Here is a 25,491-nt window from a genome sequence, read left to right on the forward strand (position 1 = left end):
AAAGTCAAGGCGGGCTCGCCAAGACCACTTCCATCGTTCATTCGGCCACCGTACCGACCAACTCGTCAGGCCGCTGTCGCATCAAGCGGTACGGCAGCAGGGCGGTATCGAGCAGAAATTTGGCTCCCGAATGCAAATTGGTCATGATCCCGCCAGAAAAAATCCATTCGGTTTCGCCGCATCGTTCCAGCGGCGCGTCTTCAAAATACAATCGTCTCCGGGTGTAGGTCGTCACCGAGTCGCGCGAGTCGCCGGGACTAACTACGCCGGCGGTCATCCACATACCTGGTGGCGTGAAACCCGGCTGTGAAACCTGAGGCGGCGAAGCCAATCCGGAAAGCCGGATTTGCGAAAGCGGCTTGTCCAACCGAGCGAGCTGCGTTTCTGTGGTGTCAGGTTTGCCTTCGCTCGGGGGCGGGACCGGTTCAGAAGTGTTGTCGGGCTGTCGCAGCGGCTCGGTGGTTGGTCGCGATAGCGATGGTGAATCGCTTGGTGAAGACGATCGGCTGACGTCTTCGATTTGGACCGGAGAAAGTCGCAGCGGTTCCGCAGATTCCTGGCCCGGCAGGCTGGAGCCGATCGCCAGCACAGCGATCAACGAGAGAGTCGGTGAGTTCATGGACGGATTGCGGTAGGTCGGCGGTCGAGAAGAAGCCACTCTCACTGAGTTTTCGACTGCCCTGAGCGACGATTGCCAGTAAAATCGTTAGGGCCGGAAGATTTTCCCCCATTTAACAAACTGAGATTTGACGCCCACATCCGCTGTCACGATGCTATGGGTCTGCCTGATCTGTCGGCCTTGACTGGTTTGCGCAGTCTGACGTCGTGGTCTCATCAAGCCTCAGTGTGGCGACTCCGAATCAAGCCCTAAGAGGGGATCAATCATGCTTGGCCGAGGGGCGAAAAACGATGATGGGGCCGGTCGCCGGATCCGGCACTGGCTGCGAGGCTTCATCGAGAGATGCTCCGTTGCGGCTCAACGTCCGGTCGAATCCCCGGGGGGCCCTCAGTGGGGCGGGCCGCGGCTTACCCTGCTGGAGCCGCGAATCGTCCTCAGCGCGACGGCAGAATTGTCGGCCGCCAGCGGGCTGTTGATCTTCGGCGACTTCGCCGACGACGAAATCCACTTCCAAACCGTCGGCAGCGGCGACTCCATTCAACTCACCGACGCCTTCGGGACGGTGATTCCGATCGCAGGGCATCACGGCGGTGCGACCGGCAGCGAAACCGATCCGTTGGCGGTTTCTCAGATCAGCAACGGTCAGGTGACGATCGATTTGGGCGGCGGTGACGATCTGTTACAAATCGAGTTGCCCGACGGAATCAACTTGGATGTCATCGATGCCGCAGGCGCCGACCGAACCGTGCTCGGGTTCCAGCCCGTCGCGTCTCCTGCGCCGCCAACGGAGATCAACATCGTCGGCGAGACGATTGAGTTGACGCCGAGTGGAACGTCGATTCAATTCGCCGACCGGATCGTTTCTTTGACCGGAGGCGTCATCCTCGGGGCGGCTTTGCCCACCGGTTTGACGCAGATCGACCTGGGCGCCGGGGTGTTCGAAGTTGAAGGAACAGTGACGCTTGACGGGAGCGTTCGTGTGATCGGCGATTCCGGTGAGGTGCTGTGGCAAGATGCGACCGTCAGTGCGTCGTCGGGTGACTTGAGTCTGTTCTTTGAGTTTGATCCTGATGCAAATTCGTTGATCCGTGTCGGGCAGGTCGATGCGTCCGCCGGCGAATGGATCGAAGACGTTCGCGTCGTCAGCGCCACGGAGACCACCTTCGCCGGTGACGTCACGATCCAAAACACCTTGTCAATCGATTCACGCGATCAAGTCGACTTGCAGGGTGATGTGACCGCGGGGAACCTGGGGATTCGTTCCGGCGAGATCGTGGCTGCGGGGAACATCGCGACCGATTCCGGGGCGCTCGTTCTGATTGCCGGTGACCGCTTAGCGATCGACGGTCGAGTGGATGGGTCGGCGGCCGGCACCGCTGGCAATGTCACCCTGAGTGCGCCGAATGTGTTCTTGACCGATGCGTCGATCACCACCGACGGGGCCAATGTGCTGGTCAGCGGTAACTCGCGGATCGCCGGTCAGGTTGTGCTCAATACCGCGCTGGGGCTAACCGTCAGCGGCGGCGACGTGGTCTGGATTGGTCCGATCACGTCGGATGACTCGATGCCAGCAGGGACACGAGCGGCGGGAGAACTGACCATCGATGCGATCGGGGCTTCGGCCGGCGGCCGCGTCGAGATCCGGGGGAACATCGGCGGGACGTCGGTCGGCGGCCCGGATAATCTGGCGCGTTTCGCGGTCGCCGCGGGGGATCTGGCCGTTCGTGACGTCTCCGTTGACGGCGGCGACGTGGTTCTGGCCGGCGATCAGATTCGCCTGGCCGGTGCGACGATCCGATCGAGTGACAGCTCGTCAAACGCCGGCGGCAACATCCAGCTGTCCGGCGACGTGGTGTTCGAACGAACGATGACCGAATTCAACGCGGCTCAGCAGTTGACGCTCGATGGCAACCACCGCACGCTCGGTCCCAACGACAGTGTGATGGTTTTGTCAGGCAATTCCGTCATGATCCGGGGCGAATTCCAAGGCGGTGATCAGCTCTCCATCGACGCCTCCGGTTCCATCGTCGTGGACGCTGATTTAATCGATTGGAATGGAATCCGAATGTCCGCCGACGGAGCAATTCAAGTCGCCGGTGCCGCGTCGAGCTCGCGGCAAATCTCGGCAACAGGTTCGGTGCTCTTTCTGAACGCTGTAACGTTCGCAGCGGACACTGAACTGCAAGCGATGCACGTTCGCTTTGATGATGCGGTATCGGTCCAAGCAAGTCGCATCGTCGAACTCAGTGCGGTGATGATTGATTCCCAGGGCCAGACGGCAATCGAAAAACAAGGTGATGGCGAACTCGTTTTGCTGGCCGAGAACGCCTCCAGCACGGATCTGGTCATTGTTGACGGAATCTTGCGGGTGGACGGAAGCATCGATGCGGCCGCGGTCGTTGAAATTCGGGACGGCGCCGTGCTCGCCGGCAGCGGCGAGATTCGTGGGACCGTGACAGTCGCCGGTGGTACGCTCGCACCCGACGAGTTTTTCAGCGGCTCGCCCACCGGTCAGTTGCGAGTTGGGACCTTGAGTCTGACTGCCGGCGCGACGTTCCAGGTGGATGTGGACGGAGCGACCGTCGGCCAATCGTTGGACTCCGTCGCCATCGATGGGCAACCGATTGAAATTGACGGAGCCGCGTTGCAGTTGGACGTCGCCGTCACCTTGCCCGGCGATACCGAGTTGGTGATCGTCCAAAACGACTCCGATGGACCGGTGACCGGGCGTTTCGTTTCGAACGTCGACGAAAACGGCCAGCCGCTCGCGACGCCTCGTGAATTGTTCGACGGAGCCCGTGTGTTGACACGGTTTGGTCCGGGCGCCGCCGCGGTGCCGGCGTTCATCACTTACTTCGGTGGCGATGGGAACGACGTCGCGATTGTGACCGCGGGAGATCGTCTGCAGCCGGCCGGCAAGGTGACCATCGTTTCACGAGCCGGCGTTGATCTAGAGATCCGCAGCGGCGATTCACTGGCCGACGCCCAAACGGCTGATCCGACCGTACGGCCGATCGCCGGTTTAAACGGACGCATGCTTGTTTTGGACGCGACCGCCGAGCAGGCGGCGTTGTTGATCGACATCGACGGTTTCGTGGACGTCGGCGCCAATCCATTGCACTTCGATGTGGACATCGTTTTTGACACCGCGCAAGTTCCCGGCGACGCGTCGGTAACGATTTTTGACAGCGATCGCAGCACACTCGATTCCCCCGAACAATTTGACTTCATTTATCACAACGCTGATGAACTCGGCTTGACCGTCCAGCATGATCCGTCGCGTGCGCCTGCTTACGAGATCACCATGGTGGGCGTTCGTCTGGTTGATCTGCAGTTGCCGTCGGCGGTGCTGTCCGGACAGCTCACTCCGGCGGCGGATCAATTGGACGTGATCGCCGACGCTGACTCCACCATGACGCAATGGAAACTGTTCAGCGGTGGTCTAAGCGGCGAGTTGCGTTTCGAAAATCCGACCGACAGCCTATCGATCGATGGACGCGACGGAAACGATCGGTTGTCGTTCGCCGGTTTCGGTCAGGACTTTGACGCGGTGCCGACGGTGGTCGGCGGTCAGGGGGTGGACGAAGTCAATTGGAATGCAGACATCGACGTCGGAATGCTCCATGTGGCCAGCACATTCTTGCTGGATGCCGAGTCGGTGACGATCGATGGTGATCTGACGTTGATCGGCGGTGATATTCGAATCCATGCCGGCGACGAGCTTGTCGTGCGTTCGACCGTCGATGCCAACACCGGTCAAATCATCATTGACTCCACCGCGTCCCTGAGTGATCTGTCGCTCGGGACACTCCGCAGCAACGCCGCCGGTGTCGCGGTGTCGCTGCATGGCGGCGATTTCCTGTTGGGAAACATTTTCACGTCGACCGGCACCTTGGTCCTGGGCAGCGACGATGGGTTCGGCACCATCGGTTCGGTCGGGCAAGTGACCGGTTCGCAGATCGATGCGATTCAGGTCACGAGTTCGTCGACCGGGCAGCTGGACCTGGGATCGACGAACAACACCATCGACAACGTTCATGTTGCCGCCGAACAGGGCGTGTTGGTGCGGGATTCAGCCGACGATCTGCGGTTATTTGTCTCCGCCACGGCCACGATCGATGTTCAGGTTGCCGGCGATCTGGTGTTGGAATCGGCCGTCACGACGAATGGATCGATCAAGCTGATCGCCGCCGGAAATATCGTCGCCGAGGCGGGGCAGCCGGACGTCAACGTGGGCGGTGATGTGGTGGAGATGACGGCAGGTGGCATCTTCCCGGGACAATCCAATGTGCCCGGAACGATGGCCTCCATCGGCTCGGCTTCGGTTCCCATCCAGGTCTCGGCACTGCAATCGTTTTCAGCCAGCACCTCGGCGACCGGTGGATCGATCTTTGTCAATGGTTCTGGAGTCTCCGGGGTGATCGCGTCCACCGGCATGTTGCCGATCGGCTTGGTCGACGCAGGCAACGGGCGGATTGAGATCGATGCGGTCGTGATCGATGATGCGGATTTGGATTCAACGGTTGATCTGATCGGACGCGAGATCCGTCTGGGCGCCCGCTCCGGCATCGGAGCCGGTGGCACGATCACGGTGACTGGCGTCGCTGATGTCCAAGCGGTCACGGACCTGGGAGCGATTCGGATGGACGTTCTGGCGGATCGCACCGTCAAACTGTCTCGTGTCCGGACCGGCGGTGGCAACGGCGAGGAAATCCTGATCCGCCACAGCGGCGACGATCGCTTGTCGATCCTCGACGTTGGCAATGCGAATGGCGATGTCACACTCTTGACGGAAACCGCGTCGATGGACGTCTTGTCAGAAGCGTCGCCGACCGCGTTGTCAGCCGGAGGCATCGGCACGATCGTGCTGCAGAACCTCGGCGGCCAGTCGGACATCACGGTCCGGGGTGGCATCGTCAGCGATTCGGGCGACGTCACAATCGCGGCACGACGAAACTTGGTGGTCACCCCGTCCGGGCATTTGACATCCCTGGACGGAAGCGTTTTTCTGTCCGGCGGCAATGCCCCCGATTTGCCCGCCAGCACGGTTGCGTTGCAAGACGGCTCGGTGATCGATGCCGGGGCCGGCACGGTCGTGATCCAAACGCCCGGCAACGTCTTCGTCTCGTCGATCCGCTCGACACATCGCGGACAAGCGATTTCGATCGAGTCGCAATTCGGATCGTTGATCGATGCCGGTGACCAGGCTGTGGATCTGGTCGCCGAATCCGGTTTGGTCCGCCTCGATGTTGCCGGTGGAGTCGGTGACGGGGATGCGATCGAGACGGAAATTGCGGCGTTGGCTGCGTCCGTGCGACAAACCGGGACGCTCCAAATCAGCGAGGGCTCGGCGATCGAATTGGTGGACGTGCTGACCGCTGATGGGAAAATCGAAATCGTCGCCGTCGGGAACATCGTGGCCGAGCGAGTCCGGTCGCAAAATGCCAGCGGCCAAGACGCAGACCAGCACCGCGATGTACGGTTGGTTGCCACCGCGGCCGACAGCGACATCCTGGTCCGATCGATCGTGACCGATTTCGCCGAGTCGACCGGGCAGGTGACCGATGTCGAATTGGTTGCCGGCGACGACGTGTTGTCCTTTGGCGCGGACTCGCTGTTGATCGCGGACGATCTGCGGGTCGCAAGCGGCAACGCGACCGATGATGCGGCCGTGGCGATTCGGTTGCTGACCAACGTCAATGATTTGGAATTGAGCGTCCTGGGAACGGCGAGGGGGGACGTGCAAATCGATGAGGCCGATTCGATCCGATTGGCCTCGTCGGACCGGCAAGACGACGGCGAATCGGTTTCAACGGTCAACGGCGAAATCCGAGTCCGTGCGGCGGAGTCGATCGTCGTGTTCGATTCGTTTCGGGTAGACGACCTGAACTCACGGCGCGGCGATGTCGAACTGATTGCCGGCGGTGCCAACGGCCGCATTCGATTGCAGGCCGGTCAGTTGATTCAGTTGGACGATTCGGTTCAGATCCGAGCTCGACAAAGTGTCGAAGGGGCGGTGACGATCGACGCCCCGCAGATTGTCTTGGGGAAAGACTTTCAGATCGAAACCGGTGACGGCGTGGGGGTCGCGCGTCGGTTTGCCACGCGGCCTGACGACGGGCAAAGCGATACCGCGTTTTATGATGCCACCACGATCGCGACGAATCGACTGGAGCAGGCGGCCGTCAACGATGCGACCGGAATCTTGACCGTCGACATCGGCAACCCCGGCGAACGCGGATTGACGATCAATATCGATTGGGGCGCCGCGACGCAACGGTTTCAACAGATCGATTCATTGAGCGGTGATGCGGCACCGTTGCAAGTCGAGCACTTGTACTTGGAACCTGACATTTTGGATGCCCGATTCAACGGCCGAACCTCCGCGACCGATCCGTTGGAAGTGCGCTTTTCGGTGCGACATCACGAGTCGATCGTGGTGACGGGGACGACGATTCAGCAGGCAGACAGTGTGGTTCATGTCGTTGAGGGAGAGCTGATCTCGTCGACCGATAATCCGCTGACCGAAGATGCTCCGTCCGTACCGATCTTGGAGAACGGCGCTGCCCGCTTCATCATTCCATCGTTGTCGATTCCGGTGGCGTTTTTTCCGGTCCGGGATGTGATTCCGGTCATCGAACAAGCTCCCGTTTTTGTCAGCAATGAAACTTCCGTCGTCGTTTTGGGTGGTGCGATGGAGACGACCGAAGTGGTCGCGTCAACGACGACCACCCGAGAAGAGTTCTTTCAGATCCGCGTGCTTTCGCCTGACCCCGAAGGCGACGACTTGGTGCCGCCGACACGCTTGCCGGATGACATCATCAGCGGTGATCAACTGAAGAAGCTGTTTCAATCCTTGCCCGATGGACGCTACCAGATTCAATATGTCCTTGGAGACGGTAACGTGCGTTCGATTCTGAGCGTGGACTTGCGTAACGGAAAACCGGTTTTGCCGGGTGACTCGCCCGATGGAGGCGCCTTGCGGTTGGTTCCCGTCGATCCGGATGCGCAATTGGACATTCAAGATGCGAATGATCCGGACGCTGATGACTCCGACGCTGCCGATCAAATCGACGCGGTCGAGGGACTCGATCGATCCTCGCATTGGGCTCCGCCGATGCGATTGGACCGCAGCCTTGACGTTCGCGGGCCGGACGCGTGGGAGCCCCCTCGACTCAGCCGGTTCTCGGTGGCGGGGCGTTTTCGAGCGCGTGTGGATGGGCTCAACGCCGCTGACGGTCGGGAGGAAAGCGAGTGATGAATGACGATGACCGCGACGACAAGCGAGAAGATTCGTTGAACGATCTCGACCAGGGTGGGGCGTCTTCCGACGAGACCAAGGGAGACGCGATCGAAGAAACGCTGCAGTTTGACGGACCGTCGGATCAGACCACAACCGATCTCACGCCGACCAAGACGGAGGCCACACGTGTTTTCGCCGGCAGTTCGGCGGCAAATCAGACCGCCAAGGATCTCAATGAAGAGACGGTGGAGGTCGAACCGACATCGGTGATGCACAGCCGCGATATTTCCCAGACGATCAATCCGCGTGAACTGAGTAAGGAAGATGCGGCGTTCTGGGGATCCGCCGCGATCGGTGCCAGCAAGCAGAACAAGGAGGAACTGTCGAAACTTCGCCCCGCGGTTGAACGGACCATCACCGAATCGAAACTGCACATTCGCGAGCGTGATCTGGCGATTCCGACGCGCGACCCCGAGTCGCCGTCGGACTATCGTTTGATTCGATTGCTCGGTCGCGGCGGCATGGGCAATGTCTACGTCGCTCGTCAAGCATCGCTAGATCGCATGATTGCGGTCAAAGTGATCAAGCCGCTGCCCAAGGCCAAGCGTCAGTCGCTCCACCAGTCAGGACGCTTAAAGGACGTCGAACACGAGCGGCGTCAGCAATTCTTGTCCGAGGCTGTCGTCACTGGTGATCTGGATCACCCCAACATCGTTCCGATTCACGACATCGCCGTGGCGGCCGACAACACGCTGTTCTACGCCATGAAACGTGTCGTCGGTCAGCCTTGGCTGAAGACGATCAACGAAAAATCACGCGATGAAAACCTGGAGATCTTGCTGAAGGTCTGTGACGCGATCGCGTTCGCGCACACACGTGGTGTGATCCACCGCGACATCAAACCCGAAAACATCATGCTCGGGGATTTTGGCGAGGTGTTGGTGATGGACTGGGGGCTGGCGATCGCCAAACCCGAATTCGAAAAACGCGATTCGATCACTTTCACCGCCGGCCTGGGCGGCACACCAGCCTTCATGGCCCCGGAGATGGCGCTCGGCCCAGTCGAAGCGATCGGTCCACACAGCGACATTTATCTACTCGGTGCGACGCTGTTTTACATCATCACGGGCGTTCCACCGCATCGGGCCGACAACGTCAGCCAGTGCATCCGCAAGGTCGCCCAGAACGAGATTCAAGACACCTCGGCGCAGCAGCGCGGCGAATTGTTGGAAATCGCCTTGCGGGCGATGGCGACCGACCCCAAGGAACGCTTCGAAAGTGTGCAAGCGTTCCAACAAGCGATCCGGTCCTACCGATCCCATTCCGAAAGCATCGCGATCTCGACGGCCGCCCAGCAGGAATATCAACGCGCCCAGGAAACGTTGCGCTACGAGTCCTTTTCACGCGCCGGTCACGGTTTTGAACAGGCCCTCGCGCTGTGGGATGGCAATCAATCCGCCGCGGAAGGATTGGATCGATGCCGGATCGATCACGCAGCGGCCGCCTACGAAAACGGCGACTTCGATCTGGGATTGTCATTGCTCAATCCCAGCGATTCGAAACACCTGCCGCTGATCGAAAAACTGAACGCGGGGCTGCACCAACGCGAACACCGTTTGGTTCGGTTGCGACTGCTTCGCCGTCTGGTCACCGCCAGTTTGCTGTTCATTCTGGTCGGCGGAAGCATCGCGCTGTACGTGATTAACGACAAACGAAAGGAAGCCGATGAGCAGCGTCAGATCGCCGACACCCAGCGGCAAGCGGCGGAGGAACAGACCCGGATTGCGAACGAGCAGCGGGATCGGGCCGAGACGTCGGAAAAGTTGGCGGCCAATCGACTGATCGAGGTTCAGCGGGAAAAGGAAAACGTTGAACTTCAGAAGGGCATCGCCGAGGAAAATGAGCGGGATGCAAAAGATGCCCGTCGCTTGGCCGAACGCAACGAACAGAAAGCGAAAGAACAGGAGCGGATCGCCAAGCAAAATGCCGATGATGCACTCCAACAGAAGCTGAAGGCAGAAAAGAGTGAAAAAGCAGCGCTCGCCGCACTCCAGCGGGCACGGTATGAGTCGTATCTCTCCCAGATCGGATTGGCCAAAGCCCGCGTCGATGGCAATGAGTTCGACGATGCGCGGTTGATTCTGGCGGCGATTCGCGCCGCCCGCCCCGGGCAGCAGCCGGCCTGGGAATGGCGTTACCTGTGGCACTTGGCCAACCAGTCGCGATCGGCGTTCCGATTCGATTCCGGAGTCATCGATCTTGCCACCGTCGCGGACGGTCGGTCTGGCGTCGTGATCTGCAGCGATGGGACGGTGCATCGCTCCTGGTTTGATGAGCCGGCCGGGCCGTCTTGGACGCGCGATGATCTCGCGGCGACGTGCGTGGACGTCGCCATGGATGGCCGATGGTGTGCGATCGGAACTCAGCGGGGTGCTGTCTTGATCGTCGATCCGGTGACCGGCCGAACTCTGCACACCTTGGACGGACATGCAGCGACCGTCAATGATCTCCAGTTCTTGGCCGACGGACGGTTGTTGTCCGCCTCCTCCGATCGCACCGTCGCCCTGTGGGATCCCGTCAACGAGCAACGGATCGCTCGCGGATGGCACATCGCACCGGTTGTCTCATTGGCCTCCGCTCAAGCCGACGCCGATGAACCGCCGACCATCATCGCTGCGGTCAGCGACGGGAACACGGGACGAGTCGTCGCGTGGCATCTCAAGGCCGATCAGTTCGCGCGGATCGGAGAGTTTTCCGGCCACCCGTTCCCGGCCATCGCGCTGACACTCTCCCGCGATGGACGGCTGGCCGCATCCGGAGACACCCGCGGCAACGTCTTTTTGTGGCGTCCCCAGCAATTGCGGCCCACGGATTTTGACGCCGCGCTCGAGCAGGCGATCGGTTCAATCAGCGACAAACCGGAGTCGTTCGAACAGCCAGCGATGGAGAAGGCGGCTTCGGAAAACCCAGCCCCGACAGGCAACAACCCGGAAGCCACCGTTGCGAGTTGGAAAGCGCACCCGGACGCGATCGCCGCGATGCGATTCGATGATCTCGACCAAACGCTGTTGACCGGTTCGGATGACTACACCATCGCCGCATGGAAGGTTGCCGACCAATCGCTGCAGTACACCCTCCGCGGACATGGTGGTTGGGTGCGGGCGCTAGAAATCAATGCAAACGCCGTCGGTTTGGGCGACGCTGCCGTCGTATCGGGCTCCGCCGATGGAACGGTTCGGGTATGGGATCGCTCGGCACCCGACTCGCTTCCGCGCGAGGTGGACGACGCGGCCGACGAAACTCGATGGCCTGCGACGCCGGCAAACCAGACACGGGCCACCGAGACGCAATTGCACGGGGCACAGCTGCACAGTGACGAAATCCTGGCCGCCCGGCTCGATCGCTCCGGATCGCGATTGATTTCCGCCAGCCGCGACCACACCGCGCGGATCCTGGGGCTCGATCGAAGCCGGATGATGTTTCGCGAGATCGCGAGGATCAACACCAGAGAAGTTGCCCCGGGCGAATTGAAGGAAGGGACCGAGTTCTTGGCGATGTCGGCGCAGCTGGATGCATCGGGAGCACGTTTGTTTGTCGGCAGTGCGGATGCGACGATCCGAATTTGGGACGTCGACTCGGGAACTCAACTCGGTGTGTTGCCGGGGACGGGGCTCAACAATGCCTTCGCCCTTTCCCAGGACGGCCGCCGGTTGTTGTCCGGTTCCAGCCGACCGGATGCCAAGGCCTTGTTGTGGGATGTCGATCGACGCAACGGAACTCCCAAAATTGTGCATCGTTTTACCGCCGGCGATCAAGCGGTGACCGCGTTTGCGTTGTCCAGCGATGGGGCGTTCGCGGCAACGGGAGATCGCGGGGGCCGTTGTCTGCAATGGAATGCCGCGACCGGGCAACCCATCGGGCCGCCGATCGATTTGTTGCGGGGGTACCGAATCAATGAACTGGCGATTTCGCCGGACAACCGATCACTTTGGGTGGCCAGCGACAACGGGCAATTGACGGAAATTGATTTCGCATCGCGTCAGCCGCGTCGCCGGCTGGATCATGACGGATTTGTGACCGGCGTTTCGTTGTCACATCGCGGCGATCAGGCGATCACGCTTTCGGCGCAAACCGCAAACAACCGCTTCGTCACGACGGCGACGTGGTGGGATCTGGCAACACAAGACAGCCGTCGGCTCGATCGAGTGGAGGCGCCGCTCGATGCCGACGGCCAGGCGGCCGGTGACAACGCGCGACTGACATCGGCGCGATTCGGAAATCGGGGAAACCGAGTCGTCATCTGTCGTCAAACCAAAGATGGACGCGGCGGTCGGGTGGTGTTGATCGATCTGACCAGCCAACAAAGCGAGGCCTTCGATTTGCCAGCCACGATCGGAGCACCCGAGACGGGGTTGCTGTCGGGCAGCGACCAGTTGATCACACTCAATGGAGAAGCCGCCTTTCGTTGGTCGATCAACGCAATGGCGCACGTGAAAAGTTATCGTCCCCACGCCTCAGTGATCGATGCGTGTTTCTCGCCCGATGGAAAGATCGCTGCGACGGCCAGCCGAAGCGTGCGTCTGTGGCAGACCGATTCCGGAGCGGCGATCGACAAGCTTGAAAACCCGCACGCCGGTGCAATGACGGGGCTGGATATTTCGAGCCGCGTGGACGAACAGGGCTATCGAATCGCAACCTGCGGTGCCGGCGCCGCAGCACGGCTTTGGATTTGGAAGGACCGCCAAACAGGTTTCCGCTTGGAACGCGAGTTTGGGATCAAAGGAACCGAAATCAAGCATCTGCGGTTTTCGCCCGATGGCGGACGGTTGCTGCTCGCCGGTTCCGATGGTTCGATCGAACGACACCCCATCGACGGTTCCGAGGCGACGTTCCGCTGGCAACTGCCTGAGGGTCTCGCGCCAACCTGTGTCGCATTCTCCGCCGACGGTCGTTACGTGGCGGTCGGCGCGTCGGATAAAACGGCCTGGTTGATGGATACGAGCGCAGACACGGACGTCAAGCCGCGGGTGATGCGTGGACACGCCGATCGGATCGAATCGATTGCGGTGTTGAACGACGATTCCGGCCAGCTCCGCGTGCTCACGGCGTCGCGCGACAAGTCCGCGCGGGTGTGGGATCCGCGGTTGGAGGTTCTGGAGGACGACTTGTCGGCGGATTCCGACTTGATCTTCGGTCGCGAGGTTCTGGTGCTCCGACGCCACACCCAGGGCGTCACGGCGGTTGATTGTGACGCGGACGGAAGTCTTGTCATGACCGCTGGCAGAGATGGAAAAGTGCTACTCTGGCCGGCACCCCAAGATGCCGCACTCGATCCTGTCTCTCCCTAGTGTTAGCTTTCAAACCAGTGGGGGAAACATCCTGCTTGCCATCCGGCGATCAATGTGCGACGCTGACCTGTCTCGGGCACGTGCGGGTGCGAAGCCTCCGTAAATAGGAATCTGCAGACGATGGAGTTGTTCACAATCACTTCGGCGGTGATCGCGTTGTCCGCGTTGTTCGGCTACGTCAATGTCAAACTGCTTAAGTTACCCAACACGATCGGCTTGATGGTGATCGCGATCGTCTTCACTCTCGTGTTGTTCGCCAGTTCGATGTTCACCGACGTGTTTCTCGCCAGCGCGGAACGCCTGATCGGCGCGATCGATTTTGAATCGGTGTTGCTGGACGTGATGCTGGGTTTCTTGCTCTTTGCCGGCGCGATGCACACCAATTTCGACCAGTTGCGGGTCCAACGCTGGCCCGTGCTCGTGTTTTCGACCTTGGGAGTTCTGGCGTCGACCTTTCTCGTCGCGGTATCGGTCCATTTCGTGTTCGGACGGATGGGGCTGGAGGTGCCGTTGATCCACTGCCTGTTGTTCGGCGCCTTGATTTCACCAACCGATCCGATTGCCGTGCTGGGGATTTTGAAGAAAGCCGGGGTGCCGAAGGCGCTGGAGACAAAGATTGTCGGCGAATCGTTGTTCAATGACGGGGTCGGCGTGGTCGTATTCTTGACCATCATGAGCATCGCCAGCGGAGGCATGACGGACCACGGCGGCGGTCACGAAGCCGCGAACGAAAACGTGGTTGCCGTGGCTGATGCGGCGGAAGCCAGCGTCGGAACCCACGATCACGGCGGCGAAGGCGGGACGACCGTCGGCAGCGTCGTTCAGTTGTTCGCTCAAGAAGTGCTTGGCGGAATCTTGTTGGGGTTGGCCCTCGGCTACGTCGTGTTCTTGCTACTGCGTTCGATCGACGATTATGAAATCGAAGTGATGATCACGCTGGCCTGTGTGATGGGCGGCTATTCGCTCGCACATGCCTTGCACCTCTCCGCACCGCTGGCGATCGTGGTCGCGGGGCTGATCGTGGGCAACGACACGGTTCGCGGCACGATGATGAGCAAGCAAACCGAACAGTATGTCGACAAGTTCTGGGAGCTGATGGACATGCTGATGAACGCAATTCTGTTTGTGTTGATCGGATTGGAATTGTTGATCCTGGAGGTGCGTCCCGAGTACATCCTCGCCTCCCTGGCCGCGATCGTGATCGTGCTGGTCTCCCGTTACCTGTCGTTGATTCCGCCGGTCTGGTTTTTTGCCAAGCGACTGAAATTTGCGCCGCACACGTCAACCATCATGGCGTGGGGCGGATTACGGGGCGGCATCTCGATCGCATTGGCGCTCAGTTTGCCAGTCGAGATGAACCGGGGGCTGTTGGTCACGGTGACTTACGCCGTGGTCGTGTTCTCGATCATCGTTCAAGGGTTGACCGTGGGCATGTTGGCCAACAAGTTGATCGGCAGGGAATCGGAAGAGTCGGCAAAGGCGTCGGTTTAAGCGATTTACCCGCCGTCTGTCGCGCCTGACGCGTTAAACTCGTTCGGCACCGCCATACCAATTGCTGGTTCGGGTGGCGCAATGCTCCCCATCCAACGGTAGGAAACGGTGATTGATCTCAAGATTCTGGCTTATGAAGAGACTCCCTTGGGCCCCCTTTGCTTGCGGCGTCGCAAGACGTTGTCCGAGCCGCGTCAGTGGGTCACAGAAGTGACGCTGAATCATGAGTTCCTGATGAGTAGTTTGCACACCGATTCCGAACGGGCGTTGGCAACCATCCCTTTAAAGCAGGCTGCGGGAAGCGGGCTGCGCGTGCTGGTCGGCGGACTGGGGCTCGGCTACACCGCCCACTCCGCGTTGAGTTTTGAGCAAGTGGACCACGTGGAGGTGATCGAGTACCTGCCGCAAGTCATCGGCTGGTTGCGCGACGAAATGACTCCGCTGGCCCAGGAGCTCAACGCGTCGAATCGTCTGAACGTTTCCGAGGGAGACATTTATGAGTTCTTGCTCGCGTCGCCGACAGAGCAGCGGTTCGACGCGATCTTGATCGATGTCGATCACTCGCCCGAAGACCAACTGGCAAAGAAGCACGATTCGTTTTATCAAGTTGACGGCTTACGAAGGGCCGCGGCGCATTTAACCGAGCAAGGATCGTTTGCGTTGTGGTCCTACGATCAACACACGCCGCTTTGGGATGCGATGCAGCACGTTTTTGCCTCCTCGACGGCGCATCCGATCACCTATTTCAATCAACACGTCCAGGAGTCGTTCACCGACTGGTTGTACGTCGGCACCACGGCCATGAAAAACGATTGAGCGAGGGGGCAATCCTGTTTGCCCCGTGTCAATGCGGTGCCCTGCCATGCTACAACAGGGGCATGAATCACGAAGAACCGGCCGCCGTTGACCCTTCGGCGGCAGCAAAACAGACGACCGTCGATCGCGACCTGGATCGGGATACGCTTGCCACCGAGTATTTTTCGCTGCTTCCCTATGAGCCCTACCCGGTTCAAGAAGAAGCGATGCTGGCGTACTTTGCCGGCGACCCCGATCGCGGCGATCAAGGCGTGTTGATTTGCGCGCCGACGGGAACCGGCAAGACGATGATCGCCGAAGCGGCGGTCTACGAGGCGCTGCGGACCGGCCGGCGGATGTATTACACCACGCCACTGATCGCGTTGACCGACCAGAAACTGGATGAATTGCGAGAGAGTGCGGTGCGCTGGGGGTTTCCCGCCGACAGCGTGGGGCTGGTGACGGGAAATCGACGCGTCAACGGGGACGCGCCGGTGTTGGTCGTCGTCGCCGAAATCCTGCTCAACCGGTTGCTCAATCCCGAGGCCTTTGATTTCTCGGACGTCACGTCGGTGGTGATGGATGAGTTTCATTCGTTCAACGATCCCGAACGCGGAATCGTCTGGGAGCTGACGTTGGCGTTGCTGCCCGCGCACATTCGCACCATGTTGTTGAGCGCGACAGTCGGCAACTCGCTGGAGTTCACCTCGTGGCTGTCGCGCGCCCACAACCGCCGGCTGCAATTGGTCACCGGAGATGAACGCAAGGTGCCGCTGCAGTATGAGTGGATCGGCGATGAGATCTTAAACGACTTTGCCGAGAAGATTGCCGCCGGTGATGACGAGATCCGACGCACACCATCGCTGGTGTTTTGTTTTTCCCGTTCGCAATGTTGGACGGTCGCCGAGATGCTCAAGGGCAAAAGCCTGATCGACAAAGAGCGTCAAGCCGAACTGGCCGACTACCTCAACGCGGCCGACATGGCGGACGGTGCGGGACCGAAATTGAAACAGATTCTGATGCGTGGCGTCGGAGTCCACCATGCCGGCGTCATGCCACGCTATCGTCGAATGGTCGAAGAGCTGTTTCAACGCAAGTTGTTGGCGATGTGTGTCTGCACCGAGACACTCGCCGCGGGCATCAACCTGCCCGCGCGGAGTGTTGTTCTGCCGAGTTTGCTGAAAGGACCCAAGGATAAACGCAAACTGGTCGAAACCGCTTCGGCACAACAGATCTTTGGCCGCGCCGGACGACCACAATTCGACGACCGAGGATTCGTGTATGCCTTGGCCCACGAAGACGACGTCAAGCTGAACAAGTGGCGTGAAAAGTATGACTCGATCCCCGAGGACACCAAAGACCCGGGATTGTTGAAGGCCAAGAAGAAGCTAAAGAAAAAGATGCCCAAGCGGCGCGCCGGCGAGACCTACTGGACCGAACAGCAGTTCATTCAACTACAACAGGCTGATTCGGCGGACCTTTCCAGCCGCGGACAGTTGCCGTGGCGGTTGCTGGCCTACATGCTGGGAAAAGATTCGAGTGTGGCGCCGCTACGTGAATTGGTCTCCAAGCGTTTGCTGACGCCCAAACAGCTCGAAGTTGGGCAACGGGAACTGAATCGGATGCTGATCACGATGTGGCAAGCCGACTACTTGCAGCTCGATCCCAAACCGGTGCCCGCGTCTGCGAGCGATCTTCAACCCAAACCGCCGCTGGCGAACAAAATCGTCGCTGAGAAGGGCAAGGTCGCCGAGCCGAAATCCGGTACGGGCGGATTGTTCGGTGAGCTGTTGGATCAAATGCGTGACGAGGCACCAGAGTCGTCCTCGGAGCCGCCGGAGAGCGACGATGGCGATGATGATGAGCAGCCGCGAGTCAAGCAGTACGATCTGGACGCGTATCGGCCGCAGACCGCGACGCCGACCTCGCGTTTGGAGCGTTTGGTTCACCTGCGCAGTATCAACCCGTTGTTCGGCGTCTACATGGCCGACCTGTTAGCGACCGCGGATCCCGAAGAACGGATCGCGGCGCTTGAGAGCGTTTTGGAAGTTCCCGGCACCGTCGCTCGCTTCACACGCATGCCGCGGATTGAAGACATGCCGCCGGGAACGTTGGCGACCACGCGGCTCGATCCCCAGTTGCTGAAGCTCGGATTGGCGACTCCGGAAGAGCTTGGGGCTCGGGGCGAAGACGACGATGAGGACGTCAAGGACCGCGGATTTGGACGCGTGATGTTCGAAGAGCCGCGTGTCTGGCCTTTGACGATTGGCGAAAAGATTCATCGTCTGTTTCAGAATGATTATCCCACGGTACAGGGCGTTCGCGTGCGACCGGTTTGGATCGTCGGAGAGTTGCTCAATTACGACGGCGATTTCAATAAATACGTGACGACAAAGAAACTGCAAAAGGAAGAAGGCATTCTGCTGCGTCACTGCCTGAGGATGATTTTGTTTCTCGACGAAATGGCCAATGTGCCGCCGGAAAACACCACCGTGGAAACTTGGGAAGACCCGCTGGACGACCTCGCGGACATCTTGACCGAGACCTGTCGCAAAGCCGACCCGCAGACGACCGACGAAGTCCTGGCCCACGATGAAACCCTCGAAGACGCCTTGATCAGCAGCGGACGACGGAAACCATAAGCAACGTTTCGCAACCGCCAACCACCCCAGCGGGACGCGTAAGCGAGCGGCACGAGTCCACCCAGCGGGACGCGTAAACGATCGGCACGTCTTTCCGCCTGGGACTGGGAATCAGGCAACGCGAGAGCTATGCTCGCTGGCTGCCTGCGAGTGGAGCATTCATCGATTGGTGAATCTTCAGGTGGTTTGGCCCGGTAACGACTCCCTTCTGCTTTCATGACGACAGCTCCACATGAGCTTTATCAGCTATCCGTTTCTGGTGTTGTTCGCTGTCGTCTGGCTTGCGTGTTGGCTACTGCCGTTTCGTTTCGTTAATCCTTTTCTGTTGCTCGCCTCGTACGTCTTTTACGGCTGGTGGGACTGGCGATTTCTTGCACTGCTCGGTTTTTCTTCTGTCGTTGATTTCATTTGCGGCAAGTTGCTTGATGGCGGGGTCGCCGAAGAAAGGCGGTCGGATGTGTTGGCCGTAAGCGTGGTTGTGAATCTCGGAATCCTTGCCCTGTTCAAGTATTTCGATTTCTTCATTGATTCGTTCTGTGAGGTTGTTGCAACGGTTGGGATCGAAATGCCGCCGCCGCTTCTCAGGCTTGTGCTTCCGATCGGAATCTCGTTCTACACATTCCAAACGTTGAGTTACACCATCGATATCTATCGTCGAAAGATGTCGTCTACCTGTCGGTTTTTAGATTTCCTGTTGTACGTGAGCTTCTTTCCGCAACTCGTGGCAGGACCGATCGAGAGGGCCACGAGTCTTCTGCCTCAAATCCTCACGCCAAGAAAGTTCGATTGGGAACAGATCAGCTCAGGGTGCCAACTGGCTTTGGTCGGATTCTTCAAAAAGATGGTGATCGCAGACAACCTGGCACCGTTCATCGAATCGGTCTACGGCAATGGCGGCGCAAGCAACGGGCTCGCCGTGGTGCTGGCAACTTATGCGTTTGCGATCCAGATCTACTGCGACTTTTCCGGCTACACCGACATCGCCCGCGGGGTGGCGAGAATGATCGGCTTTGAGCTTTGCCAGAACTTCAACTTGCCCTATTTCGCCACCAATCCTAGCGACTTTTGGCGGCGATGGCATATCAGCCTCTCAACCTGGATTCGGGATTATCTGTACGTTCCGCTAGGAGGAAACCGCGGAGGACGATTTCGGGTGATACGCAATCTCATCATCACGATGTTCCTCGCCGGACTCTGGCATGGGGCGAGATGGAATTTTGTCATCTGGGGGCTCTATCATGGACTTCTGCTCGGAATCTTTGCCGTCATTCATGACATTCGTGTGAAAAAACAAGGCACGACCGGATCGCATCCGCCGGAGCCGAAATTGAATCGGGTAGGGTTTTGGTTGTCAGTCTTGGGCTTCTTTCACTTGACTTGTCTGGGGTGGCTCATCTTTCGGGCGGAATCGTTTGCTTCGATTGTGAAGTTGTTGAGAAGCGTCTTAGAGGTCTGGCACTGGAGTTTGTTGAACATCGACCCGAATTTCGTCGTCCGATTGGCCCTGTTGGGCATTCCTCTGATCCTGTTTCAGTGTTACCAGTTCAAACGAGGCGATCATGAACCGTGGGTTGGATGGTCGTTGACAACCCGAGTCGTGTTTTACGTCGTGCTCTTTTACGGCATCGTTCTGCTTGGTTCACCGGAACGTCATGAGTTCATCTATTTTCAGTTCTGACTCCGCAACGCGCGGTGCGCAGCGGAAGCCGGTTCCGCACGGGCTTCTGTTGGCCATCGTGGCCGTCGCAGTCATCGAAGCCGCACTGTGTTTCGTCGACATTCCGTTTGACGCGAGCCGGATCTTCTTGCCGAGAGATCGACCTCCAACGGTGGTGGAGACGATTATGGAAACCAAACTCCAAGCTGCGAATTCGATCGGTAATGCACCAGACGTGCTCTTGCTAGGCGATAGCTCCGGCCTGATGGGGCTCGATCCGCGAGTCATGTCCGGCCGGGTCGGCAAGGATGTCTTCAACTTATGCTCCATCAGTCTGATTGGTGCGGATGGGCAGAGAGCGATCTTGGAAAGGTACATCCGAACGCATGGTCGGCCAAGCGTTATTGTTTATCACTATGCGCCCCATGACCTCCGTTACACAGCCGACGATCTTGCCAATTGGAAGTTTCGACAATCCGTGTACCTCTGGCTCGCAGCTTCGGACGGACAGGCGGTCGAGGCAGAATCGTATCGTCGTGATGAGTTCCGAGTGTTGCCGAGCCAGAGGTTCCGCGACGCCGTGCAGCGGCGACTGTTCTTTGTTTTTGATCGTCCACAGAATCTCAACACGCCTCGCGGTCGATTCGGATCGCACCACGAAATGGTCGAACAGGTGTTGAATCAGGATGGGTTTATGCAGGAGGTAAACGAGGACGAGACCGACGAGCCAAGAGACCTCAACTTGGCAATGCCCGAAAGCCAGGAAGCCGCCTTGGACGCGTTGCTGGACTACGTTGATCGTATCGGCGTGCCGATTTTCCTTGTGTCGAATCCACTCCCTGCATACGCCAAGACCGACGCGACGCTTGAATCGTTGCGAAGACAGCAGCAACAACTTCAACAGATCATGGCACGCCACGAACAAGCGGCGATCCTTCTCCCTGAACAACGATTTTTGCCACGCGAAAGCTTCGCGACGCTCAATCATTTGCGGCCGTCGGCTGCTGCACAAAACAGCAAAGAAATCGCAGATCTCATCAAGGGGGGCGGCCTCATTCATGAGTGACTCACAGGGGCGGGCCGTCCAACCGACGGCGTCCGACGGCGTTTCTACCTCTCTGGGCAGACGATTCCAATGAACGTCAAACGAGTCCGCGTTGGTCTCCCCGTGGTCGCGAAGACTTCTCGCCGCTGAGCCTGCCTGCCCTGGCCGGAAATCAATCCGACGAACCACTCGACGATAGCGAGTCGGGTCGATCGAAAACTGTTTGCAGGGAGCAGCTGGTGTGATATCCGTTTGTCGCTGGCCGCAGCAAATGCAGAATTTTCTTCCTCAGTCAGGTCAATTTGCGGCTTGAGTGCGTGGGAAGCCCCAATCCTGCTTCCGTTTTTTCAAACGAGATGACAACAGCGTGGGGTTTCGGTTAACCTGAGGACTTCCACGTTTGAGCATCCTGTTTTCTAGGTCATCCCGTCTTCATGTATCGCCTGTTTTTCAATTTCTCGTTGCTCGCTGCGATCTGTTTTGTCGGCTTTCTGGTTGACGAGCTGGCTGCTGAGCCATCGGTCGGAAATAGGCTGAGTTTCGATCGCGACATTCGGCCAATCCTGTCGGAAAACTGCTTCGCCTGTCATGGGTTCGACGCCAACGCACGCGAGGCGGACTTGCGTCTGGACACCCGCCAAGGGGCGATCGAGGAAGGCGGGGCGATCGTCCCAGGCGACCCGATGGCGAGCCTGCTGGTCGAGCGAATCTTGTCGACAAATCACGATGAGATGATGCCTCCGCCCGAATCGGGCCGAACGTTGACGGCTGCCCAAAAGAAAAAGCTGCGTCAGTGGATCGAGCAAGGGGCAGAGTACGAAACGCACTGGGCTTTCACGGCCCCGACCGCGCCGCCGCCGCCGAGCATCGACGGCGTGGCTCATCCGATCGATCGATTCGTGCGGGCCAAACTCGATGCAAACGGGATCGCACCGTCACCGCCTGCCAGCCCGGCGACGTTGCTACGACGAGTCAGCCTGGATCTCACCGGCTTACCGCCGACCCTTGCAGAAGTGGAGGCGTTTGAACGGGAGGTCCGAACCGATTCAGATGCTGCCTACGAGTCGCTGGTGAACCGTTTGCTTGCCAGTTCGCACTATGGAGAACGTTGGGGGCGATGGTGGCTCGATCAAGCGCGTTACGCCGACAGCCACGGGTATTCTATCGACGGCCCACGCCAGATTTGGAAGTTCCGCGACTGGGTCATCGATGCGATCAACAACGACCTGCCGTTTGACCAATTCACCATCGAACAGTTGGCCGGTGATTTATTGCCGCAGGCAACGACCGATCAAAAAGTCGCGACCGGCTTCCACCGCAACACGCAAATCAATCAGGAAGGCGGCGTCGACCCGGAACAGTTTCGTGTCGACAGCATCTTTGACCGAGTCGGCACCACGGGGACCGTTTGGCTTGGCTTGACGATTGGCTGTGCACAGTGTCACGACCATAAATTTGACCCGATCACGCAAAAAGATTTCTACCGGATGTTTGCGTTCTTGAACAATCAAGACGAACCAAGGCTGACGGTTTATCCCGACGACGTCGACGCACCCAAGCTGCAAGCCGAAAAAAAGCGAATCGAAAACGAGTTGCAAACCATTGTGACTCAGCACGCCGATTCGGTCGCCACTTGGGAACAGGTTCTCGATGACGATGACAAGGTCAAGCAAGAGCTTGCCAAAGAGGTTCAAAAAGCCATCGGCGTGGACGCGAAAAAACGCAAGCTCAGCGACAAGCTAACGATCCTTGCCGCCAGCGGTGTGCTGGATTCGCTAGACGAAATCAAAACCAAAAAAGCTCGCATCACGGCCATCGATCGCGAATTGGCAAAAGGTGTGTCGACGATGGTGCTGTCGGAACGCTCCACGCCACGACAAACAACCGTGTTCATCAAAGGCGACTTCACTCGCCCTGCCGAGCCTGTCCAACCGGGCACGCCCGCCGTGCTGCATCCGCTCCAGAGCGATCAGGAATTGGCAACACGACTGGATTTAGCTCGTTGGATCGTTGCTGACGAAAATCCTTTGACGTCGCGCGTGATTGCGAACCGAATCTGGCAACAATACTTCGGTCGAGGGCTCGTCGAAACTGACAGCGATTTCGGATTGCAGGGAACCTCGCCGTCGCATCCGGAACTGCTGGATTGGTTGGCGGTGTTTTTTCGCGAGTCCGGATGGAGCATGAAGCAGCTGCACCGCCAAATCGTGATGTCGCAAACCTATCGCCGGAGTTCGGTGGTTCGCAAAGACTTGAGCGAGGTCGATCCGCTGAATGTACTGCTGGCGAGGCAAAATCGGTTACGAGTTGATGCCGAAATTGTTCGCGACGTCGCACTCGTTGCCAGTGGGCTGTTTAGTCCAAAGCTAGGTGGCCCCCCGGTGTTTCCGCCGATTCCCGATGGAGTGATGGCACTGGGGCAAGTGCGGCGCAGTTGGAACGCCAGCCAAGGGGAAGATCGTTATCGTCGCGGCCTGTACACGTTCGTCTATCGGGCCACGCCACCACCGGCGCTCAACGTGTTCGACGCTCCTGACGGGCAAAGCAGTTGCACGCGTCGGATTCGCAGCAATACGCCACTGCAAGCACTCACGTTGCTCAATGATGCCGCGTTCTACGAATTCGCCCAGGCTCTACAAAGGCGGATCGAAGACGAAGGACTCGAGTCTGCCTTCATCCGCTGCACCACACGCAAGCCGACGCAGGAAGAACTGGAACTGCTCGGACAACTCGATTCGCTCGGCGCTGCGCGGGCTCTCTTGAACCTCGATGAAACCATCAATCGCGAATAAGTACATGCATCATCAGCAAGACTCCGAACTTCAGGCCTCGACGCGACGCCATTTCTTCAGCGACTGCGCGATGGGGATTGGCTCGATCGCCTTGGCATCCTTGATGGCCGACAAGTCACTCGGCAGCGATCCGATGGCTGCGATCAAGAATCCACTCGAGCCTCGCGTGGCACATTTTCCGCCGAAAGTGAAGAGCGTGATCTTTCTGTTCATGGCCGGCGGGCCGTCACAGCTTGAAACGTTCGACTACAAGCCGAAACTGAACGAGCTCAGTGGCCAACCGATCCCCGAAAGTTTCACCAAGGGGAAGCGATTTGCGTTCATGAGCAGCAGCCATCGCACGGACCTGCTCGGGTTTCGACCGAAATTCAAACAGCATGGCGAAAACGGAATTTGGGTCAGCGATTACTTGCCGCATACGGCCGGTGTTGTTGACGAGCTGAGTATCGTGAAAACTTGCAGCACCGATTTGTTCAACCATGCGCCGGCAAAATTGTTCATGAACACGGGAACCGGCCAGTTCGGTCGGCCGAGTTTGGGGGCTTGGACGACGTACGGCTTGGGCAGCGAATGCGACAACCTACCCGGGTTTGTTGTTTTGCAGAGTGGTCCACGTGGCCCGCGCGGTGGAGCGGTTCACTGGAGTAGCGGTATGTTGCCCACCACTTATCAGGGCGTGCCGCTACGAAATCAAGGCGAACCCATCTTGAATCTCTCAACACCTGATTCGGTCACCCAAACCCAGCAACGACAACTTGTTGACACGCTGAAAGAATTGAATCTCAAGCGTCTTGTGGAAACCGGTGATCCGGAAATTGGAACTCGCATCAATGCCTACGAAATGGCTTACCGAATGCAATCGAGTGCACCGGAGTTGATGGACACGAGCGATGAAAAAGCCGAGACGTTTGAGCTGTATGGCATCAAGGATGCAAATGAATCGAGCTATGCGCGCAACTGTTTGCTCGCACGTCGGTTAGTCGAACGCGGTGTGCGGTTTGTGCAGTTGTATCATACGAATTGGGACCATCACGGCGGGCCGACGGAGAATCTGGAGACACACCTACCGAAGATTTGCGAAGAGATCGACAAGTCGACCGCAGGTTTGATTGCGGACCTCAAGCAGCGTGGTTTGCTTGACGAGACGCTCGTCATCTGGGGTGGTGAGTTCGGCAGGACACCGATGGGTGAAGTGCGTCAATCGACGGGGCGCAATCACCATATCGATGCCTTCACGATGTGGTTCGCCGGAGGCGGATTCAAGCCAGGTTATGTCTACGGCGAGACGGATGAGTTCGGTTTCGGTCCGGTCGAGAATCCGTGTCACGTGCGAGACATTCACGCGACGATCTTGAACCAATTGGGACTGGATCACGAGCGACTGAGCGTGCGATTCCAGGGACTTGATGTGCGGTTGACCGGCGTGGAAAAGGCGCATGTCCTCAAGGACATGTTGGTGTAGTCGCCGGTGGGAGTTGTTGCGCTGACCACCGTCCAAAGTCGTGTCTCGATTAAAGGACACCGGCCCCGGTGCGGGAATAAAGGCTTAATTGGTGCCACCCACCTTCATTGCACCCCTGTTTGCTACCACCCATCATTTTATTGAGAAGTGTACTTGGTGCTGTGAGCACACCGTCCGATCTCACGAACTGACAGGGGCATTGCGGACGGAGTCGCTGATATTTGCGTTCGCGGTAACGAGCGATTTTTACGAAACTGTCAACTGCCCACGAGCCGAGACGCCAAACAGCACCTGTTGTGTGCTCGACTCAACGTCCTTTGCTACACCGACCGAATCAGAATTAGGAAGCGAAGCACTCGGAGACTTGCCGGTGCCCCTTGGCCCATTTGCGACCGCT

The 25,491-nt window shown here is 58.8% G+C and carries 10 protein-coding genes; 9 read left to right on the forward strand and 1 reads right to left on the reverse strand.

Features of this window, described 5'->3' with window-relative positions:
* Positions 1-37: 37 nt before the first annotated feature.
* Entirely contained in the window at positions 38-619 is a 582-nt protein-coding gene (locus NZK35_RS11440; RefSeq protein ID WP_259632666.1) for a hypothetical protein, read from the reverse strand.
* A 265-nt stretch (positions 620-884) separates the two neighbouring features.
* Here NZK35_RS11440 and NZK35_RS11445 point away from each other — a divergent pair, with 265 nt between their 5' ends.
* From NZK35_RS11445 to NZK35_RS11485, 9 genes are all read left to right on the forward strand, one after another.
* Positions 885-7,877: a beta strand repeat-containing protein gene (locus tag NZK35_RS11445; protein WP_259632667.1), complete on the forward strand. Its 6,993-nt coding sequence runs from the start codon at positions 885-887 to the stop codon at positions 7,875-7,877.
* Positions 7,877-13,210, forward strand: coding sequence for a WD40 repeat domain-containing serine/threonine protein kinase (locus NZK35_RS11450; protein WP_259632668.1), 5,334 nt, complete (start codon positions 7,877-7,879; stop codon positions 13,208-13,210). Before NZK35_RS11445 ends, NZK35_RS11450 begins: the two co-directional genes overlap by 1 nt.
* A gap of 120 nt (positions 13,211-13,330) precedes the next feature.
* On the forward strand, positions 13,331-14,701 hold the full coding sequence (locus NZK35_RS11455) for a cation:proton antiporter (protein WP_259632669.1): 1,371 nt from the start codon (positions 13,331-13,333) through the stop codon (positions 14,699-14,701).
* 108 nt (positions 14,702-14,809) lie between these two features.
* Positions 14,810-15,517 carry a spermidine synthase family protein gene (locus NZK35_RS11460; RefSeq protein WP_259632670.1) on the forward strand — a complete coding sequence of 236 codons (708 nt, stop codon included), beginning with the start codon at positions 14,810-14,812 and terminating at the stop codon, positions 15,515-15,517.
* A gap of 62 nt (positions 15,518-15,579) precedes the next feature.
* Positions 15,580-18,138: a DEAD/DEAH box helicase gene (locus tag NZK35_RS11465; protein WP_259632671.1), complete on the forward strand. Its 2,559-nt coding sequence runs from the start codon at positions 15,580-15,582 to the stop codon at positions 18,136-18,138.
* A 232-nt stretch (positions 18,139-18,370) separates the two neighbouring features.
* Positions 18,371-19,816, forward strand: coding sequence for an MBOAT family O-acyltransferase (locus NZK35_RS11470; protein WP_259632672.1), 1,446 nt, complete (start codon positions 18,371-18,373; stop codon positions 19,814-19,816).
* Between the two features lie 49 nt (positions 19,817-19,865).
* Positions 19,866-20,861, forward strand: coding sequence for a hypothetical protein (locus tag NZK35_RS11475; protein WP_259632673.1), 996 nt, complete (start codon positions 19,866-19,868; stop codon positions 20,859-20,861).
* A gap of 413 nt (positions 20,862-21,274) precedes the next feature.
* A complete protein-coding gene (locus NZK35_RS11480; RefSeq protein ID WP_259632674.1) occupies positions 21,275-23,632 on the forward strand; it encodes a PSD1 and planctomycete cytochrome C domain-containing protein in 2,358 nt (785 codons plus the stop codon).
* Positions 23,610-25,094 (forward strand): DUF1501 domain-containing protein, encoded by a 1,485-nt coding sequence (locus NZK35_RS11485; RefSeq protein ID WP_259632675.1) that lies wholly within the window; start codon positions 23,610-23,612, stop codon positions 25,092-25,094. Before NZK35_RS11480 ends, NZK35_RS11485 begins: the two co-directional genes overlap by 23 nt.
* The last annotated feature ends 397 nt before the right edge of the window (positions 25,095-25,491 follow it).

The sequence above is a fragment of the Stieleria sedimenti genome (assembly GCF_025060895.1).
Taxonomy (GTDB): domain Bacteria; phylum Planctomycetota; class Planctomycetia; order Pirellulales; family Pirellulaceae; genus Stieleria; species Stieleria sedimenti.

Excerpts from the sequence above, each read along its gene's own strand:
- NZK35_RS11440 (WP_259632666.1), bottom strand. The coding sequence starts at position 619 with ATGAACTCACCGACTCTCTCGTTGATCGCTGTGCTGGCGATCGGCTCC.
- NZK35_RS11445 (WP_259632667.1), top strand. The coding sequence starts at position 885 with ATGCTTGGCCGAGGGGCGAAAAACGATGATGGGGCCGGTCGCCGGATC.
- NZK35_RS11450 (WP_259632668.1), top strand. The coding sequence starts at position 7,877 with ATGAATGACGATGACCGCGACGACAAGCGAGAAGATTCGTTGAACGAT.
- NZK35_RS11455 (WP_259632669.1), top strand. The coding sequence starts at position 13,331 with ATGGAGTTGTTCACAATCACTTCGGCGGTGATCGCGTTGTCCGCGTTG.
- NZK35_RS11465 (WP_259632671.1), top strand. The coding sequence starts at position 15,580 with ATGAATCACGAAGAACCGGCCGCCGTTGACCCTTCGGCGGCAGCAAAA.
- NZK35_RS11470 (WP_259632672.1), top strand. The coding sequence starts at position 18,371 with ATGAGCTTTATCAGCTATCCGTTTCTGGTGTTGTTCGCTGTCGTCTGG.
- NZK35_RS11480 (WP_259632674.1), top strand. The coding sequence starts at position 21,275 with ATGTATCGCCTGTTTTTCAATTTCTCGTTGCTCGCTGCGATCTGTTTT.
- NZK35_RS11485 (WP_259632675.1), top strand. The coding sequence starts at position 23,610 with ATGAAACCATCAATCGCGAATAAGTACATGCATCATCAGCAAGACTCC.